This window comes from Novosphingobium gossypii, assembly GCF_050433305.1.
Lineage (GTDB): Bacteria > Pseudomonadota > Alphaproteobacteria > Sphingomonadales > Sphingomonadaceae > Novosphingobium > Novosphingobium gossypii.
In genome coordinates this window covers 150,356-165,803 of sequence record NZ_JBNPXM010000005.1, presented here as the reverse complement: position 1 = coordinate 165,803, position 15,448 = coordinate 150,356, and the positions used below count along the sequence as shown (strand labels likewise).

General features: G+C 68.2%; 9 protein-coding genes. 2 read left to right on the top strand and 7 right to left on the bottom strand.

Annotated elements, in window-relative coordinates:
- Nucleotides 1-190 precede the first annotated feature (190 nt).
- Genes GGR40_RS11595 through GGR40_RS11585 form a run of 3 tightly spaced genes read right to left on the bottom strand, consistent with a single transcriptional unit; the run spans nucleotide 191 to nucleotide 7,014 of the window.
- Nucleotides 191-1,072: a transglutaminase family protein gene (locus tag GGR40_RS11595; protein WP_429276541.1), complete on the bottom strand. Its 882-nt coding sequence runs from the start codon at nucleotides 1,070-1,072 to the stop codon at nucleotides 191-193.
- Entirely contained in the window at nucleotides 1,072-3,573 is a 2,502-nt protein-coding gene (locus GGR40_RS11590; protein ID WP_429276391.1) for a circularly permuted type 2 ATP-grasp protein, read from the bottom strand. Before GGR40_RS11590 ends, GGR40_RS11595 begins: the two co-directional genes overlap by 1 nt.
- A 57-nt stretch (nucleotides 3,574-3,630) precedes the next feature.
- Nucleotides 3,631-7,014 carry a transglutaminase family protein gene (locus GGR40_RS11585; RefSeq protein ID WP_429276390.1) on the bottom strand — a complete coding sequence of 1,128 codons (3,384 nt, stop codon included), beginning with the start codon at nucleotides 7,012-7,014 and terminating at the stop codon, nucleotides 3,631-3,633.
- Nucleotides 7,015-7,137: 123 nt separating this feature from the next.
- On the opposite strand from GGR40_RS11585, the gene GGR40_RS11580 reads away from it, so the two are divergent.
- Both GGR40_RS11580 and GGR40_RS11575 read left to right on the top strand, forming a co-directional pair.
- Nucleotides 7,138-9,321 (top strand): RNA degradosome polyphosphate kinase, encoded by a 2,184-nt coding sequence (locus GGR40_RS11580; protein WP_429276389.1) that lies wholly within the window; start codon nucleotides 7,138-7,140, stop codon nucleotides 9,319-9,321.
- Nucleotides 9,322-9,454: 133 nt separating this feature from the next.
- Nucleotides 9,455-10,963, top strand: a complete 1,509-nt coding sequence (locus GGR40_RS11575) for a Ppx/GppA phosphatase family protein (RefSeq protein WP_429276540.1) — start codon at nucleotides 9,455-9,457, stop codon at nucleotides 10,961-10,963.
- Between the two features lie 213 nt (nucleotides 10,964-11,176).
- Here GGR40_RS11575 and virB11 read toward each other — a convergent pair whose 3' ends face one another.
- Genes virB11 through GGR40_RS11555 form a run of 4 tightly spaced genes read right to left on the bottom strand, consistent with a single transcriptional unit; the run spans nucleotide 11,177 to nucleotide 15,444 of the window.
- Entirely contained in the window at nucleotides 11,177-12,205 is a 1,029-nt protein-coding gene (gene virB11, locus GGR40_RS11570; RefSeq protein WP_429276388.1) for a P-type DNA transfer ATPase VirB11, read from the bottom strand.
- Between the two features lie 6 nt (nucleotides 12,206-12,211).
- Nucleotides 12,212-13,300, bottom strand: coding sequence for a TraB/TrbI/VirB10 family type IV secretion system protein (locus GGR40_RS11565; protein ID WP_429276387.1), 1,089 nt, complete (start codon nucleotides 13,298-13,300; stop codon nucleotides 12,212-12,214).
- A gap of 3 nt (nucleotides 13,301-13,303) precedes the next feature.
- Nucleotides 13,304-14,185: a TrbG/VirB9 family P-type conjugative transfer protein gene (locus tag GGR40_RS11560; RefSeq protein ID WP_429276386.1), complete on the bottom strand. Its 882-nt coding sequence runs from the start codon at nucleotides 14,183-14,185 to the stop codon at nucleotides 13,304-13,306.
- Nucleotides 14,182-15,444: a TrbL/VirB6 family protein gene (locus GGR40_RS11555; RefSeq protein ID WP_429276385.1), complete on the bottom strand. Its 1,263-nt coding sequence runs from the start codon at nucleotides 15,442-15,444 to the stop codon at nucleotides 14,182-14,184. The genes GGR40_RS11560 and GGR40_RS11555 overlap by 4 nt, the downstream gene beginning before the upstream one ends.
- Nucleotides 15,445-15,448 lie beyond the last annotated feature (4 nt).

Sequence of the window (15,448 nt, the reverse complement as noted above, 5' to 3'; positions counted from 1 at the left end):
TGCGCCATTTTTCGCCACCGCCCTGCGGAATCGGCTGGAGCAAAGTGGCTTAGTTGATGACATACATGCGGGAGGGCCTTGTCCTTGAAAGACACGGCGCGGCGGATTTCGACGATTTCAAAGACCCTGCGCGAAAGTAGCAGCGCTCCGGCGTGTAGGAAAGCGGCGGACGTTTTGCCCCGCCCTCCCCTCAGTCTACCGGGGCCACATCCACCGAGAACACCATGCCCTGGCTGCCCGATCCCCGGAACGTGCCGTCCAGCGGGGCGACGTCGGCATAGTCGCGGCCCATGCCGAGGAAGATGTGATCGGTGTCGGCCAGCTTGTCGTTCGTGGGGTCGAAGCCGACCCAGCCCAGTTCCTCGCCACACCACAGGTTGACCCAGGCGTGCATGGCGTCGGCGCCGACCAGCCGCGGCTTGCCCGGCGGCGGCAGGGTGCGCAGATAGCCGCTGACATAGGCCGCCGGGATACCGTGAGCGCGCGCCGCGACGATCATGATGTGGCTGAAGTCCTGGCACACGCCGTGGCGGCGGTTGAACGCCTCGATCGGCGGCGTGTCCGTCTCCGTCGCGTCGGCGTCGTAGGCGAATTCGGCGTGGATCGCGGACATCAGCGCCCTGCCCGCCTCCATCACCGGCATCGCTTCGTCCAGGAACGCGCCCGCCCATTCGGCGATGGCAGGCTCTGGCCGCGCCACCGGAGAGGCGAAGATGTAGGACGCGGGCGCAAGGTCCGACAGGTCGGGCCGGCGCATCGCCCGCTCGCGCAAGTCGGCAAGGCCGGGGCCGGCGCCGTCCTCCACGAAGAACGGCAGCGGCTCCACCTCTACGGTGAAGCGGCTTTCGATCTGCAACTGCGCGGTCGGTTCGCGCAGGGCAAAGCGCGCCTCGTTGACGTGATAGCCGCCCTCGCGCGTGACCACCTGCGCGGGCGCGGGGTCCAGCACAAGCCGGTAATCCGTCACCGTCTGCCCCGGCCACGCGGCGGGGCGCAGGCGCACGTTGAACTGCGCCATGCTGACGGGACGGGGATAGTTCAGCGTGGTGATGTGGCTGACCGAATAGCGCATCACAGCAGCCGCGTGCGCCGTTCGGCGTCCTCGTTGTCGAATTGCAGGAAGTACCGGTCGGAGATCGCATCGGACAGCGCCAGCAGCTGCGCCTCCACTTTTGCCACCCGTGCGGACGTCATCTCGGCGGCGAGCGCGGCCTGCAGTTCGCCCAGCAGCGCGCGGGCGGCGCGCAGCGGCGGTTCGGCGATGTTGTCGTCGCGCAGGGGCGGCAACTGCGCCAGATGCTGCGCGATCTGCGCCACCTGATAGACCAGCGCGCGCGGGTTGTCGGGATCCAGCAGGACAAGATCGCGCACCGGGTTCAGCGCGGGCCGCGTCAGGTAACGGCTGCGATAGATGATCTGGCTGTCGCACAAGTCCAGCAGCAGGCCCAGTTCGGCGTCCGGAGGCGTATCCGGCGCGCTCTGCGTCGTCAGGCGGCGGGCCATGCGGCAGATCGCCTGCGCGCGCTCCAGCCGCTGGCCTATCTCAAGGAAACGCCAGGCGGCGGAGCGCACCATGTTTTCCGAGATCAGCCCCGCCAGCGCGCTGAAATGCTCCGTCAGCCAGCGCGCGCTGGACAGCATCGACTGCGGGCGGTCGACGTTGATCGAAGGCATGGGGCGACTGACGATGCGCCAGAAATCGCGGGCGAAGCGTTCGCGCAGGGCCATGCCCGCCTGCTGGCGACGGCGCATCAGCGCGGCGACGCCGCCGGGCAGGCGTGTCTCGGTCAAGGCACGGGCGCAGATGCCCGCGACCGAGAGTTTCGCGGTTTCCGGCGCAATGGCGTCACCGTCCACCAGCAGCGCGACCAGATGCGCGAACGCGCCGCCCGCATCCGCCTGCGGGTCTAGCGCGCCGTCGCCGTCGGCGGGGTTGGCCAGGATCGCGCGGACCACGCGCACCATGGTTTCTGCACGTTCGTTGTAGCGGCCGAACCAGAACAGGTTGTCCGCCGCCTGACTGGCAAGGATGCCGCCCCCGCGTGAGATCGGCGGCTCTGCGGCGGTACGAACCGCCGCGTGCTGCTGGACCGGCCTGTCTTCCACCACCCACAAGTCGGCGGAAAGATCGCCGTCGCCCATCAGCGAAGTGGGCAGCGCGGTGCTGGACGAAAGCCGCGCGAAGCCGCCCGGCATCACCGTCCAGCCGCCATCCGCGGTTCTGGCCACGAAGGCGCGAACGGTGAAAGGGCGCGGCACGATCCGGCCGTCGATGATCGCGGGCGTGGTGGACAGGCGGACGATCTCCTGCCCGCAATAGTCCATCGGCCTGCGCCACAACGCATCGAGCAGCGCGGCGCGGCGGCGGGGATCGAGATCGGTTCCGGCCACCGGGCCCCGGCTCTCAAGCCCCGGAACCGCAGTCCCGAAGGCGGACAAGAGCGCCAGTTCGTCCAGCCGCGCGGCGACGGTGGAGCTTTCCGCCGCCTGCCCGCACCACCATGTCGCGATAGTAGGCAGGATCGGCGCCTCGCCCAGCAGGATACGGCACAGGCGGGGCATGAAGGCGGCGAAGGCGGGCGATTCCAGCACCTCCACCCCCGGCCAGTTGACCATCTCCACCCCGCCCCCGGCCCAGGCGTCGAACAGGTTGGCGACGCCCAGCTGCGATTTCGCATCGAACGACAGCGGGTCGAGCGCGGTGGTATCGATCCAGCGCCACACCGCGTCGACACGCTTGGGCCCGGCGATGGTGCCGACGTAGAGCTTTTCGTCCAGCACCGTCAGGTCGCGCCCTTCGACCAGCGGCAGGCCCAGGTAGCGGGCCAGATGCGCCTGTTCGGCATACGTCTGGTTGAAGCGGCCCGGCGTCATCAGGGCGATACGCGGGTTTTCGCGGCGGCAGGCGGCGGCCATCCCCTCTACCATGGTCGAGAAGAATTCCGCCAGACGGCGCGCATGGGCGTCGGCCAGCAGGTTGCCCATCGCCCGCGACATCGCCAGCCGGTTCTCCAGCGCATAGCCCATGCCGCCCGCCACCCGCACCCGGTCCTGAAGTACGCGCCATTGCCCGCGCGGCCCGCGCGCAAGATCGGCGGCATAGACATGGACGAAGCACCCGTTTTCAGGCGAGCGCCCCATCATCCGCCGCGCGAAGAACGGGCTTCCCGCAACCACGGCGGCGGGCAGATGGCCCTGTGCCACCAGCGTCTGCGGGCCGTAGATGTCGGCGGCGATGCTCTCCATCAGTTCGGCGCGCTGGATCAGCCCGCGTTCAACCTGCGCCCATTCCTGTGCGCCGACGATCAGCGGCATGGCATTGAGCGGCCACGCGCGTTCGTCCTCGTCTCCGGTCAGGCGAAACGCCAGACCAAGGTCGGCGGCATTCCGCGCGGTGGCGTCCTGTATGGCGGAAGGATCGCCGTCGGTCGCGGCGGCAAGTCCTGCGGCAACCCGGCGCCACACCTCGGCCACCGGGCGGCTGGCATCGGCGAACAGATCCCCGCGCGTGACTTCGGCGGCATAGCCGTCCAGCCAGTCCGCCGAAGGGGCAAGGTCGGGGCGGGTCACCATGCGCCGTCCCGTCGCACCGGACCTGATCTATGCGCGCTGCACCCCTGAACCATCCCGCTATGATAGCCGCGAGGGGCGCCTGAGGTCGAGGGTGTAGGGAAATTCGCCGGGCAGTTCCTCCACCGGCACCGGCAGCGGGCCGGGCGAATGGCCGTGGTTCTGGAACCGGGCTTTGCGCCGGGCCTCGGCCTCGTAGTCGTTGACCGGCACCGTATCGTAATTGCGCCCGCCGGGATGCGCCACGTGATAGATGCAGCCGCCCAGCGAACGCCCGTTCCACAAGTCGTAGATGTCGAACGTCAGCGGGGCCTGCGGGGCCAGCATCGGGTGCAGGCTTTCCGCCGGACCCCATGCCTTGTAGCGCACGCCGCCCACGGCCTCTCCTCTCGCGACCGCCGTCAGCGGCACGCGGCGGCCGTTGCAGGTGATGACGTGGCGCCCTTCGACAAGGCCCGTAGCCCGTACCTGCAGCCGTTCGGTGGAACTGTCGACATAGCGCACGGTGCCGCCGATGGCACCCGTCTCGCCCAGCACGTTCCAGGGTTCCAGCGCGTGGCTGATCTCCAGCGAAACGCCGCCGCCCGTGACTTCACCATGGACGGGGAAACGGAACATGCGCTGCGCCTCGAACCAGGTAGGGTCGAAATCGTAGCCTGCGCGACGAAGGTCATCCAGCACGTCCATGAAGTCCGCCCAGACGAAGTGGCCCAGCATGAACCGGTCGTGCAACTGCGTGCCCCAGCGCACCAGCGGCCCTTCCACCGGCTCGCGCCAGAACCACGCGGTCAGCGCGCGCAGCAGCAGTTGCTGGGCGCAGGACATGCGCGGTTCGGGCGGCATTTCGAAGCCGCGGAACTCCACCAGCCCCAGCCGCCCGGTCGGCCCGTCGGGGCTGAACAGCTTGTCGATGCAGATTTCGGTGCGGTGGGTATTGCCGGTGACGTCCACAAGCAGGTTGCGGAACAGGCGGTCCACCACCCACGGCGCAGGCTGCTGCATGTGCGGACCCCCCGTATTTGGATTGGGCACCTGCGCCAGCGCGATCTCCAGTTCGTAGAGCGCATCGTGCCGTGCCTCGTCGATGCGCGGGGCCTGGCTGGTCGGGCCGATGAAAAGGCCGGAGAACAGGTAGCTTAGCGAGGGATGCCGCTGCCAGTAGGTGACGAAGCTCTTGAGCAGGTCCGGGCGGCGGATGAACGGGCTGTCGAGCAGCGTCGGCCCGCCCAGCACGATGTGATTGCCCCCGCCGGTGCCGATGGAGCGGCCATCGACCATGAACTTGTCGGCGGTCAGCCCCACTTCGCGGGCGCAGTCGTACAGCGTCTCGGTGATCTCCACCGTCTCGCGCCAGCTGGCGGAAGGGTGGATGTTGACCTCTATAACGCCGGGATCGGGCGTCACTTTCAGAACGGTCAGGCGCGGGTCGGGCGGCGGCGGATAGCCTTCGATGCGCACCGGAAGCCGCTGCGCCTCGGCCACGGTCTCCACGGCGGCGACCAGTTCGAGGTAGTCGTCCAGCGATTCCACTGGCGGGATGAACACCGCGAGGTAATCGCCGCGCGGTTCCACCGTCATGGCGGTGCGCACCGCGCCCTCGATCAGATCCTGGTCGGCGGCGGACTCGCGCCATACCTGCGGTTCGGGCACGGTTTCATAGCGCTGGCCGGCTGCGATCTCGTGCGTCTGGACGCCGCGTTCGGTCAGCTGGCGGCGAAAATCGGCCAGTGGTTCCCGCGGCTCGGCGGTGTCGCGCGGGTGGATGTAGGGAAAGTCAGCGGGCGGCACATGCGGCAGCGCCCCCAGCGGCAGGCGATAGCCCAGCGCGGAATCGCCCGGCGCCGCCGTCAGCGTTCCCTTGCGCACGCGCCACTGTTCGCTTTTCCAACGCGGCGCGGCCTGATCCCGGCTATTCCAGCGCTGCACCGGCAGCACCACGCCCACCGGCCTGTCGATCCCGCGCCGATAGGTCCGGCGAAAGCGGCGGGCCAGTTCCTCGTCCTCGATCGCCGGATCGAGCGGCGTGGTGTTGACCGGCAGGTCGTCCTCACGCTGCTGCCAGACGCCGCGATCCTCGAACACCGGCTGGACGAAATCCGCCTCCAGCCCCAGCACGCGGGCGGCGCCGTGGAGCAGGTCCGCCGCCGCCGAAACGTCGAGCGTGGGCACCGGATCGGGATCGCCGCTCGGCTCCAGCGGCTTTTCGCCCGCGATCAGGCTGTCATCGCGCCAGATCGGCACGCCGTCCTTGCGCCAGTAGATCGAATAGCCCCAGCGCGGCAGCGTTTCCCCCGGATACCACTTGCCCTGCCCGTGATGCAGCAGCGATCCCGGCGCGAACTTCTGGCGCAGCAGGCGGATCAGCCGGTCGGCGTAGGCCGCCTTGGTGGGGCCGACGGCGGCGCTGTTCCATTCGGGCGCCTCGAAGTCGGTCGCGGCGATGAAGGTCGGTTCCCCGCCCATCGTCAGGTTGACGTTCCAGTCACGCAGATCGGTGTCCACCCGGTCGCCCAGCTGCAGCAGGCTGTCCCAGCGCGCGTCGGTGAACGGCTTGGTGATGCGCACCGCTTCGGCGATGCGGCTGACGTTCATGGCAAAGTCGAAATCGACTTCCGCCGGTTCGGCCATCCCCTCGATCGGCGTGGCGGAACGATAGTGCGGCGCGGCGCAGAGCGGGATGTGCCCTTCGCCCGCAAACATGCCCGATGTGGCATCCAGCGCGATCCACCCTGCGCCGGGAACATAGGCCTCGGCCCAGGCGTGCAGGTCGGTGACGTCCTGCAGCACGCCCACCGGCCCCTCTTTCGGCAGCACGTCTGCCACCAGTTGGATCGAATAGCCCGACACGAACCGCGCCGCAAACCCCAGCCGCCGCAGCAGCTGCACCAGCAGCCACGCCGAATCGCGGCACGATCCGATGCCCGCCGCCAGCGTTTCCTCGGGCGTCATCACGCCCTGCTCCATACGGATCACGTAATCGATGCGCTGTTGCAGGCGGCTGTTGATGTCTACCAGGAAATCGACCGTGCGCCCCTGATAGCCGGCATGCTGGGCCACCAGCCCCTCGAACAGCGAACCTTGCGGCTCCACCTCGAAATAGGCAGACAGGTCGGCCTTTAGCGTAGGCGCATAGGTAAACGGATAATCCTCCGCGTCCGGCTCCACGAAGAAGTCGAACGGGTTGATGACCGCCATTTCCGCCAGCAGGTCCACTTCGATGGAGAAGTGATCGACCGGATCGGGAAACACCACCCGCGCCAGCCAGTTGCCGTGCGGATCCTGCTGCCAGTTCAGGAAATGCTCTGGCGGGCTGATCTTCAGCGAATAGTTCGGCACCTCCGTCCGGCTGTGCGGGGCCGGGCGCAGCCGGATCACCTGCGGGCCAAGACGGATGCGCCGCGAATAGCGGTAGCGGGTGAGATGGTGCAGGGCTGCCTTGATCATCGGCGGCAAGTGTGCGCGAAACGATGTTGCACTGCAACGATTGTTCGTTTTTCCCGTGCCGGAGCTTCCCCCGACCGTCGCACTTGTGTCATCCTTGCATGCGAAAGGCGCCAAGTGACTACCATGGACATGCTGAGCCCCCCCGATCCCGCCATTGGCCCCGCCGACAGCGCAGAGGAAACCGAAGACCTCGCCACGCTGCCTTCGCGCTTCTTCAATCGCGAACTGAGCTGGCTTGCCTTCAACGAACGGGTGCTGGCCGAAGCCTGCAACCCGAACTACCCGTTGCTCGAACGGCTGCGGTTCCTGTCCATCTCGGGCAGCAACATCGACGAATTCCTGATGGTGCGCGTCGCCGGGTTCCATGCGCAGGTGCGCCGCCAGATCGAGGAAATCTCGATCGACGGCTTGACGCCTTCGCAGGCGATCGCGCTGACCCACGAAAAGGTGCTGGAACTGGAGCAGATCCAGCAGGACACCTGGGCCTCGCTCAAGACCGAACTGGCGGACGCGGGCATCACCGTCGTCGGCGAGGACGACAGGCTCGACCGTGAGCGTGAGAAGTGGCTGCGCGAATACTTCATCGAGCAGGTGATGCCGGTCATCACCCCGCAGGCGATCGACCCCGCGCACCCGTTCCCCTTCGTCGCCAACCAAGGCATCGGCGTGCTGTTCTCCCTCACCCGAGAGGCGGACGATGCGCCGGTGATGGAGATGGTGCTGATCCCCTCGCCGCTGCCGCGCTTCGTGCGCATCCCCGGCGATCAGGCGGCGTGGATCTCGATGGAAGACCTGATCTGCCGCAACACGGCGGAACTGTTCCCCGGCTTCCGCTTCAACGGCCACGGCGTATTCCGCATCCTGCGCGACAGCGACATCGAGATCGAGGAAGACGCCGAAGACCTCGTGCGCTACTTCCGCACAGCGATCCAGCGCCGCCGCCGCGGTCTGGTGATCGTGCTGCAGCTGCAGGGCCGGTTCGACCCGGCAGCGGAAGAAATCCTGCGCACCCAGCTGGGGCTGGACAAGGCGCTGATCATGAAGACCGATGGCATCATCGGTTTCTCCGGCCTGTCCGCCATCTGCGACGAGGATCGCCCCGAACTGAAGTTCGAGCCATACAGCCCGCGCTATCCCGAACGCATCCTCGAACATGACGGCGACATCTTCGCAGCGATCCGCGAAAAGGGCATCGTCGTCCAGCACCCTTACGAAAGCTTCGAAGTCGTCATCGACTTTCTGAAGCAGGCCGCGCTGGACCCCGACGTAGTGGCCATCAAGCAGACGCTGTATCGCGCGGGCAAGCAGTCGGCGATCATATCCGCGCTGATCCAGGCCGCGGAACAGGGCAAGTCCGTCACTGCCGTGGTCGAACTGAAAGCCCGCTTCGACGAGGAGCAGAACCTGCTCTGGGCCAGCCAGCTGGAACGCGCCGGCGTTCAGGTGATCTACGGCTTCGTCGACTGGAAGACCCACGCCAAGGTGTCCGCCGTGGTGCGCCGCGAAAACGGCGCCTACCGGACCTATTGCCACTTCGGCACCGGCAACTACCACCCGATCACCGCGCGCGTTTACACCGACCTTTCGTACTTCACGGCCGACCCCGCCGCGGGCCGCGACGTGGTGCGCCTGTTCAACTTCATCACCGGCTATGTCGAGCCGAAGGGCACCGAACTGCTCTCGATCTCGCCTATTTCTCTGCGCCCGACGCTGAACGAGTGCATCGATGCCGAAATCGCCAATGCCGAAGCGGGCAAGCCTGCAGGCATCTGGGCCAAGCTGAACTCGCTGACCGACCCCGACCTGATCGACCGCCTCTACGCCGCCAGCCGCGCCGGGGTGGACATCGACCTGGTCGTGCGCGGCATCTGCTGCCTGCGTCCGGGCGTGCCGGGCCTGTCGGAGAACATCGCGGTCAAGTCCGTGATCGGCCGCTTTCTGGAACATGCACGGATCTGGGCCTTCGCCAACGGCTCCTACCTGCCGAACCGCCGCGCCAAGGTGTTCATCACCTCCGCCGACGGGATGAGCCGCAACCTCGACCGCCGTGTCGAGGTGCTGCTGCCGATCCGCAACAAGACCGTGCACGATCAGGTGCTGGATCAGGTCATGCTGGCCAACCTGCTGGATTCCGAACAATCGTGGGACTGCGCGCCCGACGGCACCTACAGCCGGGTGGGCGAAGTGGAGAATCCGTTCAACCTGCACCGCTATTTCATGACCAACCCGTCGCTTTCCGGGCGCGGCGCTGCTCTCGACAGCGGGCGCAAGGTACCCAAGCTCTCGCTGCGCAGGGGCACGATCTGACCATTCCGTCGCCCCGGTCCGCGCCGGGGCGACGGAACTTGGGATGACGCATCGCGCCGCACTTCACCTTGCGCCAGCGCCGCTTTAAAGAGCGCGTCGCAACCTTCGCGCCTTGTGGTAAGTATTGACCAGAATGATCGGCATCAGCCAGTCCAGCGCCAAGCGCGCCATCATCGACATCGGTTCCAACACCGTGCGTCTCGTCGTCTACAACGGACCGCCGCGGGCGCCGGTCGTCGTGCTCAACGAAAAGGTCAATGCCCGGCTGGGCAAGGATCTGGGACGCACCGGGGCCATTGCCGAAAAGTCCATGCGCGCCGCCCTGGCCGCGCTGGAACGGTTCGCCACGTTGCTGCGGTTCCTGGATGTGAACGACGTCGAATGCGTCGCCACCGCCGCCGCGCGCGATGCGTCGAACGGGCCCGAGTTCCTCGATGCGGTGCGCAGCTTCGGTCTGTCGCCGCGCCTGCTTTCCGGCGAGGAGGAAGCCCGCGCCAGCGCCACCGGCGTGATCGCGGCCTTTCCCGGCGCCCGCGGCATCGCCGCCGACCTTGGCGGCGGCAGCCTGGAACTGGTGGAGATCGACGTCGCCCACCCCTGCGGCATAGCCCCCGGCGGCATCACCCTGCCCTTCGGCACCCTGCGCCTGCCGGACCTGCGCGCGCTGGGCCAGCAGAAATTCGCCGCTGCCGTGCGCGATGGCCTGGCCGCGCGTGGATGGGGCGTGGGCGGCCATCACGGGGGGCGCGGCATGCCCCTTTACATCGTGGGCGGATCATGGCGCGCGCTGGCGCTTCAGGCGATGCGCGTACTCGACTGGCCGGTGGACGATCCGCACGGCTTCGAACTGGCCCCGTCAGAGGCGATGCATCTGGCCCGCCTGTTCGCCAAGGGCAAGCTGGACAACCCGGACCCGCGCATCTCGTCCGCGCGCCTCGCCACCCTACCCGATGCGGCGGCGCTGATGGCGCAGGTCGTGGGTCAGCTGCACCCCTCGCGCCTGATCTTCTCGTCGTGGGGCCTGCGCGAAGGGCTGCTACACATGCAGCTTCCCGCTGACGTCCGGCAGGAAAGCCCGATGCTGGCCAGCGTCGCCGACTTCGCCCAGACCGCGCGCGTCAGCGCCGACGACGCGGTGCGCATCGCCAATTGGACCGCGCCTGCGTGTTCTCAGGCGTCCGCCGATGCCGACTTGCGCAAGGCCGGCAGCCTGCTGGCGCTGGCCGCCATGCGCACCGAGCCGAACATGCGCACCGAAGAAGCGCTGACATGGGCGCTGCGCAAGCGCTGGATCGGTCTCGACATGCGCGGACGCGGGATGATGGCGATGACGGTCTTCGCCAATTCCGGCGAGACGCAGATCCCCGAACAGTTCACGAAGCTGGCGGGCAAGGAAGACCTTCACCGCGCCATCGGCTGGGGCCTTGCCGTGCGCTTGTGCCGCCGCCTGACGGGCGGCGTTCCGGGCGGCCTTGCGGCAACGTCTCTGGCGGTTGACGGCGGCACGCTGGTGCTGACCGTGCAGGACGCCGCCCGTCCGCTCTACGGTGCAGGCAACGGCAAGGATCTGAAGGCCCTGGCCGACTGGCTGGGTCTTGCCTGCCGCGTGCAGGACGCTGCAGGAATGCCGATCGAGGCGTGACGTCGTCCCCGCCCTGATCCGGGACGACGCAGGCATACGCGCCTATATCCCCCGTCACCCTGAACTTGTTTCAGGGTCCATTTCGCCGCCAGCCCGGAGCGTGGCATCACCATGCCGCACGATCCGTTTGCTGGTCATAGCGCCGACAATGCGGCATGATGGACCCTGAAACGAGTTCAGGGTGACGGAGTAGGTGCCGCCCTTCCCCGGCCTTCAAACCAGCGTGATACTCTGCGCGATGGCGGCAATGCCGCGCTTGCCGCCGCTGCGGTCCAGTTGCACCACGATGTCGATCACCGACGCCGCGTATTCCAGCGTCTCGGCGCGGGTCAGGCCGATGCCGGTCTGCATGGACATCAGCGCGATCTGCTCCAGCGCGCCGCGCGGGGTATTGGCATGGACGGTGGAGAACGATCCGGGGTGGCCGGTGTTGATCGCGCGCAGAAAGCTGACCGTCTCGGTTCCGCGCAATTCGCCCAGCACGATGCGATCCGGGCGCAGACGCAGCGCCGCCTGCAGCAGGTCGTTGGCCGAAACCTTGGCTTCGCCCAATTCGCCCTTCACCGCGATCAGGCCCACCCCGTTGGCACCCGGCAGGCGCAGTTCGGCGGTATCCTCCACCAGCACGACGCGCTCGTGCTCGGGAATTTCGGACAGCATGGCGTTCAGGAACGTGGTCTTGCCGGTGGACGTGCCGCCCGAGATCAGGATCGTGCGCCGCCGCCGGATGGCATCGCGCAGGAAGGCGATCGGCTCTGCCATGGGATCGGGCGAAGGTTGCTCGACATGCGGCGGGATCGGGCCGCGATCGTAGGCGTCGAGCGGCAGTTCCAGCAGCCGATGCCGCCGGATCGCCAACGCCCAGTTGGCGCGCGTCGCCGGCGGGCCGACCAACTGGATGCGCGCGCCCGAATGCCCGCCATAGGCCGGCAGCGTGGCTGACAGCAGGGGATGCTCACGGTTGATGCCCTGATGACTGATCCGCGCCACCTGCTCGGCCAGCCGCTGCAGCAGGCGGTTGTCCATCTGCGGCAACGCGATGCACTGCATGCCCGAAAGCGCTGCGTCTTCCACCCAGATCTCACCGGGGCGATTGACGAGGATTTCGGTCACCGTCTCCTTGTCCAGCCACGGGCGCAGCGGCGCCAGATAGGCGTCGAGATAGACGCTGCGAGCTTCGGCTACCGGCACTTCAGGCGCGGCGGCGGCAGCAGGCGGTTGCAAAGAGAGTATATCGGCCATGATCGTTCACTGAACCGCGCTGAAATCCAGATCCTTGGCGGTGAACACGCGGATCGGCTCACCCATGCGGACGCGGATGGTCGGGCCGATCTGCGACCCGCCCTGCACCGCCTGCGCCGCTGCGGAGTTGCCGCCACCGATGACCACGTTGGACCCGCTGGACGCCAGCGTAGTCAGGCCGCCGACCACGGACAGCAGCATGGCCGATCCGAACCGTTCGAAGAAGTGGCTGTTGACCTTGCCGGGCAGGCCCGTCTCGCCACCGAATGCCACAGCGGGCGATCCCAGGTTCACCGAAACGCCGTCCGGCCGGATCAGGCGGCTCCAGATCACGTAAGCGCGCTTCTGGCCCGCCGTAAGCCCGCTCTTGTACTGGCCGACGAGGCGCGACGAGCGCGGGACCAGCACATGCCGACCGTCGAAGCTGCGCACGTCGGTGGAGACGATGGCGCGCACGTAGCCGGGCACGTCAGTGTCGATCGCGGTTTCCAGCACTGCCGGGATCAGCGTGCCCTGCGTCACTGTGGTGGCCGGATCGAAGGATCGCGCAGCAGCGGCGGTGGAGCCGGTGCCGCCCACGCGCGCGGCGAAATCGTCATTGGCATTGCCGCCCGCCTTGGCCGCTTCGCCCGCGATGCCCGACACGGGCACGGCGGTGCCGGCGCCGATGTCGAAAACCACGGTCGGGCTGGCAAGGCGGTTGCTCTGCGGGGCCACGGCGGCGCCCGGCGCGGCGGCCAGCACCGGCGCCGGAGCGGGCGCGGGCGGCGCGGCAGGCACGGCGGCGGGGGCGGGAACAGCGGCAGGAAGCACTGCGGCAGGGGCCGGCGCGGCGGGCTGCGGCGCAGGCGTCGTCGGCTTCAGATCGGCACTGCCGGTACGGGCCGAATCCATCGACCACAGCGTCAGCCCGCCCAGCGCCGCCACGATCAGCACCCCGGCGGCAAGACCCAGACCATCGGCCTTCTTGCGCTGCGTGACCTGCGGCAGGACGTTGCGCGTGGCAAGGTCGATGACCTGCGCGCCTTCGCCTTCACGCGGGTCGGTGGCGGCATGGGCGGCGAAACGCTCACGCAAGTTGGAATTGGGCGCCATGGATCAGTTCCCCTGCGAGGTGGGCGTGGTGGCCGATGCCGGTGCGGGTTCGGCGATTGCGGTCGGAGCCGAAGCGGGCGCTGTGGCAGCGACGCGCGGCGTGGGTGCAGCCGAAGCCGGAACCGTCGCGCTTGGCAGCGCGCGCGGCGGGCGAGAGGCCAGCGGATAGGTGTTGACCAGCTCCGCTCGCGCTTTGCCTGAACGCAGCACGATGGTGCCGGGCACATCGTCGATCACGATCGTCGCGCCGCGCACGGCATAGTTCACCGGCCCTTCGTCGCCCTTCTCGTTCGTGACGAGGATGGCGGGCACCGATGTCTGCGCCGGCCACAGCAGGTAGGTGGACTGGCCATCGTCGTAGATGCGCGCCGGGACCAGCTTTTCCACGCCGGTGGATTTCCACGCGAAGTTGAGCTGCGCGGGATCGACCGGGACCGCAGCAGGGTCGCCTGCCGCCAGCGCTTCCTCCGCCGCATCGAGCGCGGCGGGAACGGGCTTGGGCTCATCCTTGTACGTGAAGCGCAGCATGTAGAGCGGCCGCGCCTTGCCCGATGCGACGAGGTCGAAGAAATAGGTGTGGCGGTTGGTGACGACCGTCATGTTGGTGCGCGCGGTCGCTTCCAGCGGCTTCACGAACAGCAGGTCTGCGCGCTTGTTAGGGGTGATCTGCCAGGCCTGCGAATCGCCGACCGCGACGTTCTCGATCGCTTCGCCGTCACCGAAGGCGATGGTCGCCTGCACGCCTGCGCGGCCATCGATGCGAACCACTTCGTTGTCGCTGAAAGCGTGGGCGACGAGGCGCTCGTCCGCCAGAGCGGGCACCGCCGCTGCGATCGCCACGAGGCTGGCGGCGGCTGCACACATGCGCAAGGGTGCGCGGATCATCGTGTCTTCTCCCTGCCCGGCAGCCTGCCGGGGTTTGAGGCGGTGTCGTTCGAGGCGCTGCGAAAGCGCGAGCCGATGCCTTTGGCGCGCTGGGCGGTTTCGCCCTGACGCAGCGGTTCGATGCCGCCGCCGACCACTTGCGTGACCACGGTGCGCCGGTCCCCCCCGCGCGCGGCCTCTGCACCCGGTGCGGGGGCGGCTGCCGCAGCGGCGGCTGCAGCGGAAACAGTGGACGTGCGGCTCTGAAAAGCGGATACCGAAGGCACGGGCGCGGCAGCGGGCGCGGCGGCAACGGCCTGCCCCTGCGGCGCATCGCGGCCTTGCTCTGCCTGACCCAGTCCGAAGACCTGCCAGCCCGTGACCATCGTCGCCGCCACCTTCACGACCATCGCCATCAGCGCCACGTGGACGGAGGCGACAAGGAAAAGCGCCATCGCGCCCCGCCCGTCGATCTCGCCCATGTTGGTGTTCTCCACCAGGCCCGAGATGATCGGCACCAGCAGTTCCAGCGTGATCCCACCCCCCAGCACCACGAACAGCGGCGTCACGGCGGTCAGCACCACGCCGCGCAGCCAGCCGGCGGTCAGCCCGCGCGTGCCGCCGAACAGCGCCATGACCACGAAGATCGGCCCCAGTGCCAGCAGCACCGCCAGCGCGATGCGCGCCGTCAGCAGCACGCCCACGGTCCCCAGCAGCAGCAGCAGCGCGCCCATCCACATGACGCTTTCGGGGGTGAACAGCCCGCCCGCGCCCTTGGCGGCGATGGCGGCACCGGCGTTTGAAGCCGCTTCCTGACCGCCTTCACCGGCGGCCGCACCGGCCTGCGCGGTGGCTTCGGAAATCTGGTTGATCGCGGAAAAGACGATGTCGATCCGGTCGCCGAACATCTGCGTCGCCGACCCTTTCGCGCCCATCAAGAGGCCCGCGATCCAGTCCGGCCCGCCGATCGCCAAGTTCCAGACAACGCCCTGATAAGCGATCCAGCTGGTGGCGAAGGTCAGCACCACGCCAAGGCGCAACATGCGCGGGCTCAGCGCCGAGATGCCAAGGCTGGACCGGCCCGTGAGCAGCGAGAACGCGAAGAAGGCGATATACAGCGTCAGCAGGATCGTAAGCACCGGGGCCATCGCGCCCCCCGCCCCGAACAACCGCCCGAAGGCGCCCGCCGCCATTTCGTTCGCCACGCAGTCGACCGCGCGCAAGGCGGGTGCTACACCGGCGGAGGCGACTTCGGTAAGCTGTTCGCAAGCCTGGCTCATGGGA

What these genes read in the sequence shown, in the direction of transcription:
- GGR40_RS11595 (WP_429276541.1), bottom strand. Translation starts at nt 1,072, where the DNA reads ATGCGCTATTCGGTCAGCCACATCACCACGCTGAACTATCCCCGTCCC.
- GGR40_RS11590 (WP_429276391.1), bottom strand. Translation starts at nt 3,573, where the DNA reads ATGGTGACCCGCCCCGACCTTGCCCCTTCGGCGGACTGGCTGGACGGC.
- GGR40_RS11585 (WP_429276390.1), bottom strand. Translation starts at nt 7,014, where the DNA reads ATGATCAAGGCAGCCCTGCACCATCTCACCCGCTACCGCTATTCGCGG.
- GGR40_RS11580 (WP_429276389.1), top strand. Translation starts at nt 7,138, where the DNA reads ATGGACATGCTGAGCCCCCCCGATCCCGCCATTGGCCCCGCCGACAGC.
- GGR40_RS11575 (WP_429276540.1), top strand. Translation starts at nt 9,455, where the DNA reads ATGATCGGCATCAGCCAGTCCAGCGCCAAGCGCGCCATCATCGACATC.
- virB11 (WP_429276388.1), bottom strand. Translation starts at nt 12,205, where the DNA reads ATGGCCGATATACTCTCTTTGCAACCGCCTGCTGCCGCCGCCGCGCCT.
- GGR40_RS11565 (WP_429276387.1), bottom strand. Translation starts at nt 13,300, where the DNA reads ATGGCGCCCAATTCCAACTTGCGTGAGCGTTTCGCCGCCCATGCCGCC.
- GGR40_RS11560 (WP_429276386.1), bottom strand. Translation starts at nt 14,185, where the DNA reads ATGATCCGCGCACCCTTGCGCATGTGTGCAGCCGCCGCCAGCCTCGTG.
- GGR40_RS11555 (WP_429276385.1), bottom strand. Translation starts at nt 15,444, where the DNA reads ATGAGCCAGGCTTGCGAACAGCTTACCGAAGTCGCCTCCGCCGGTGTA.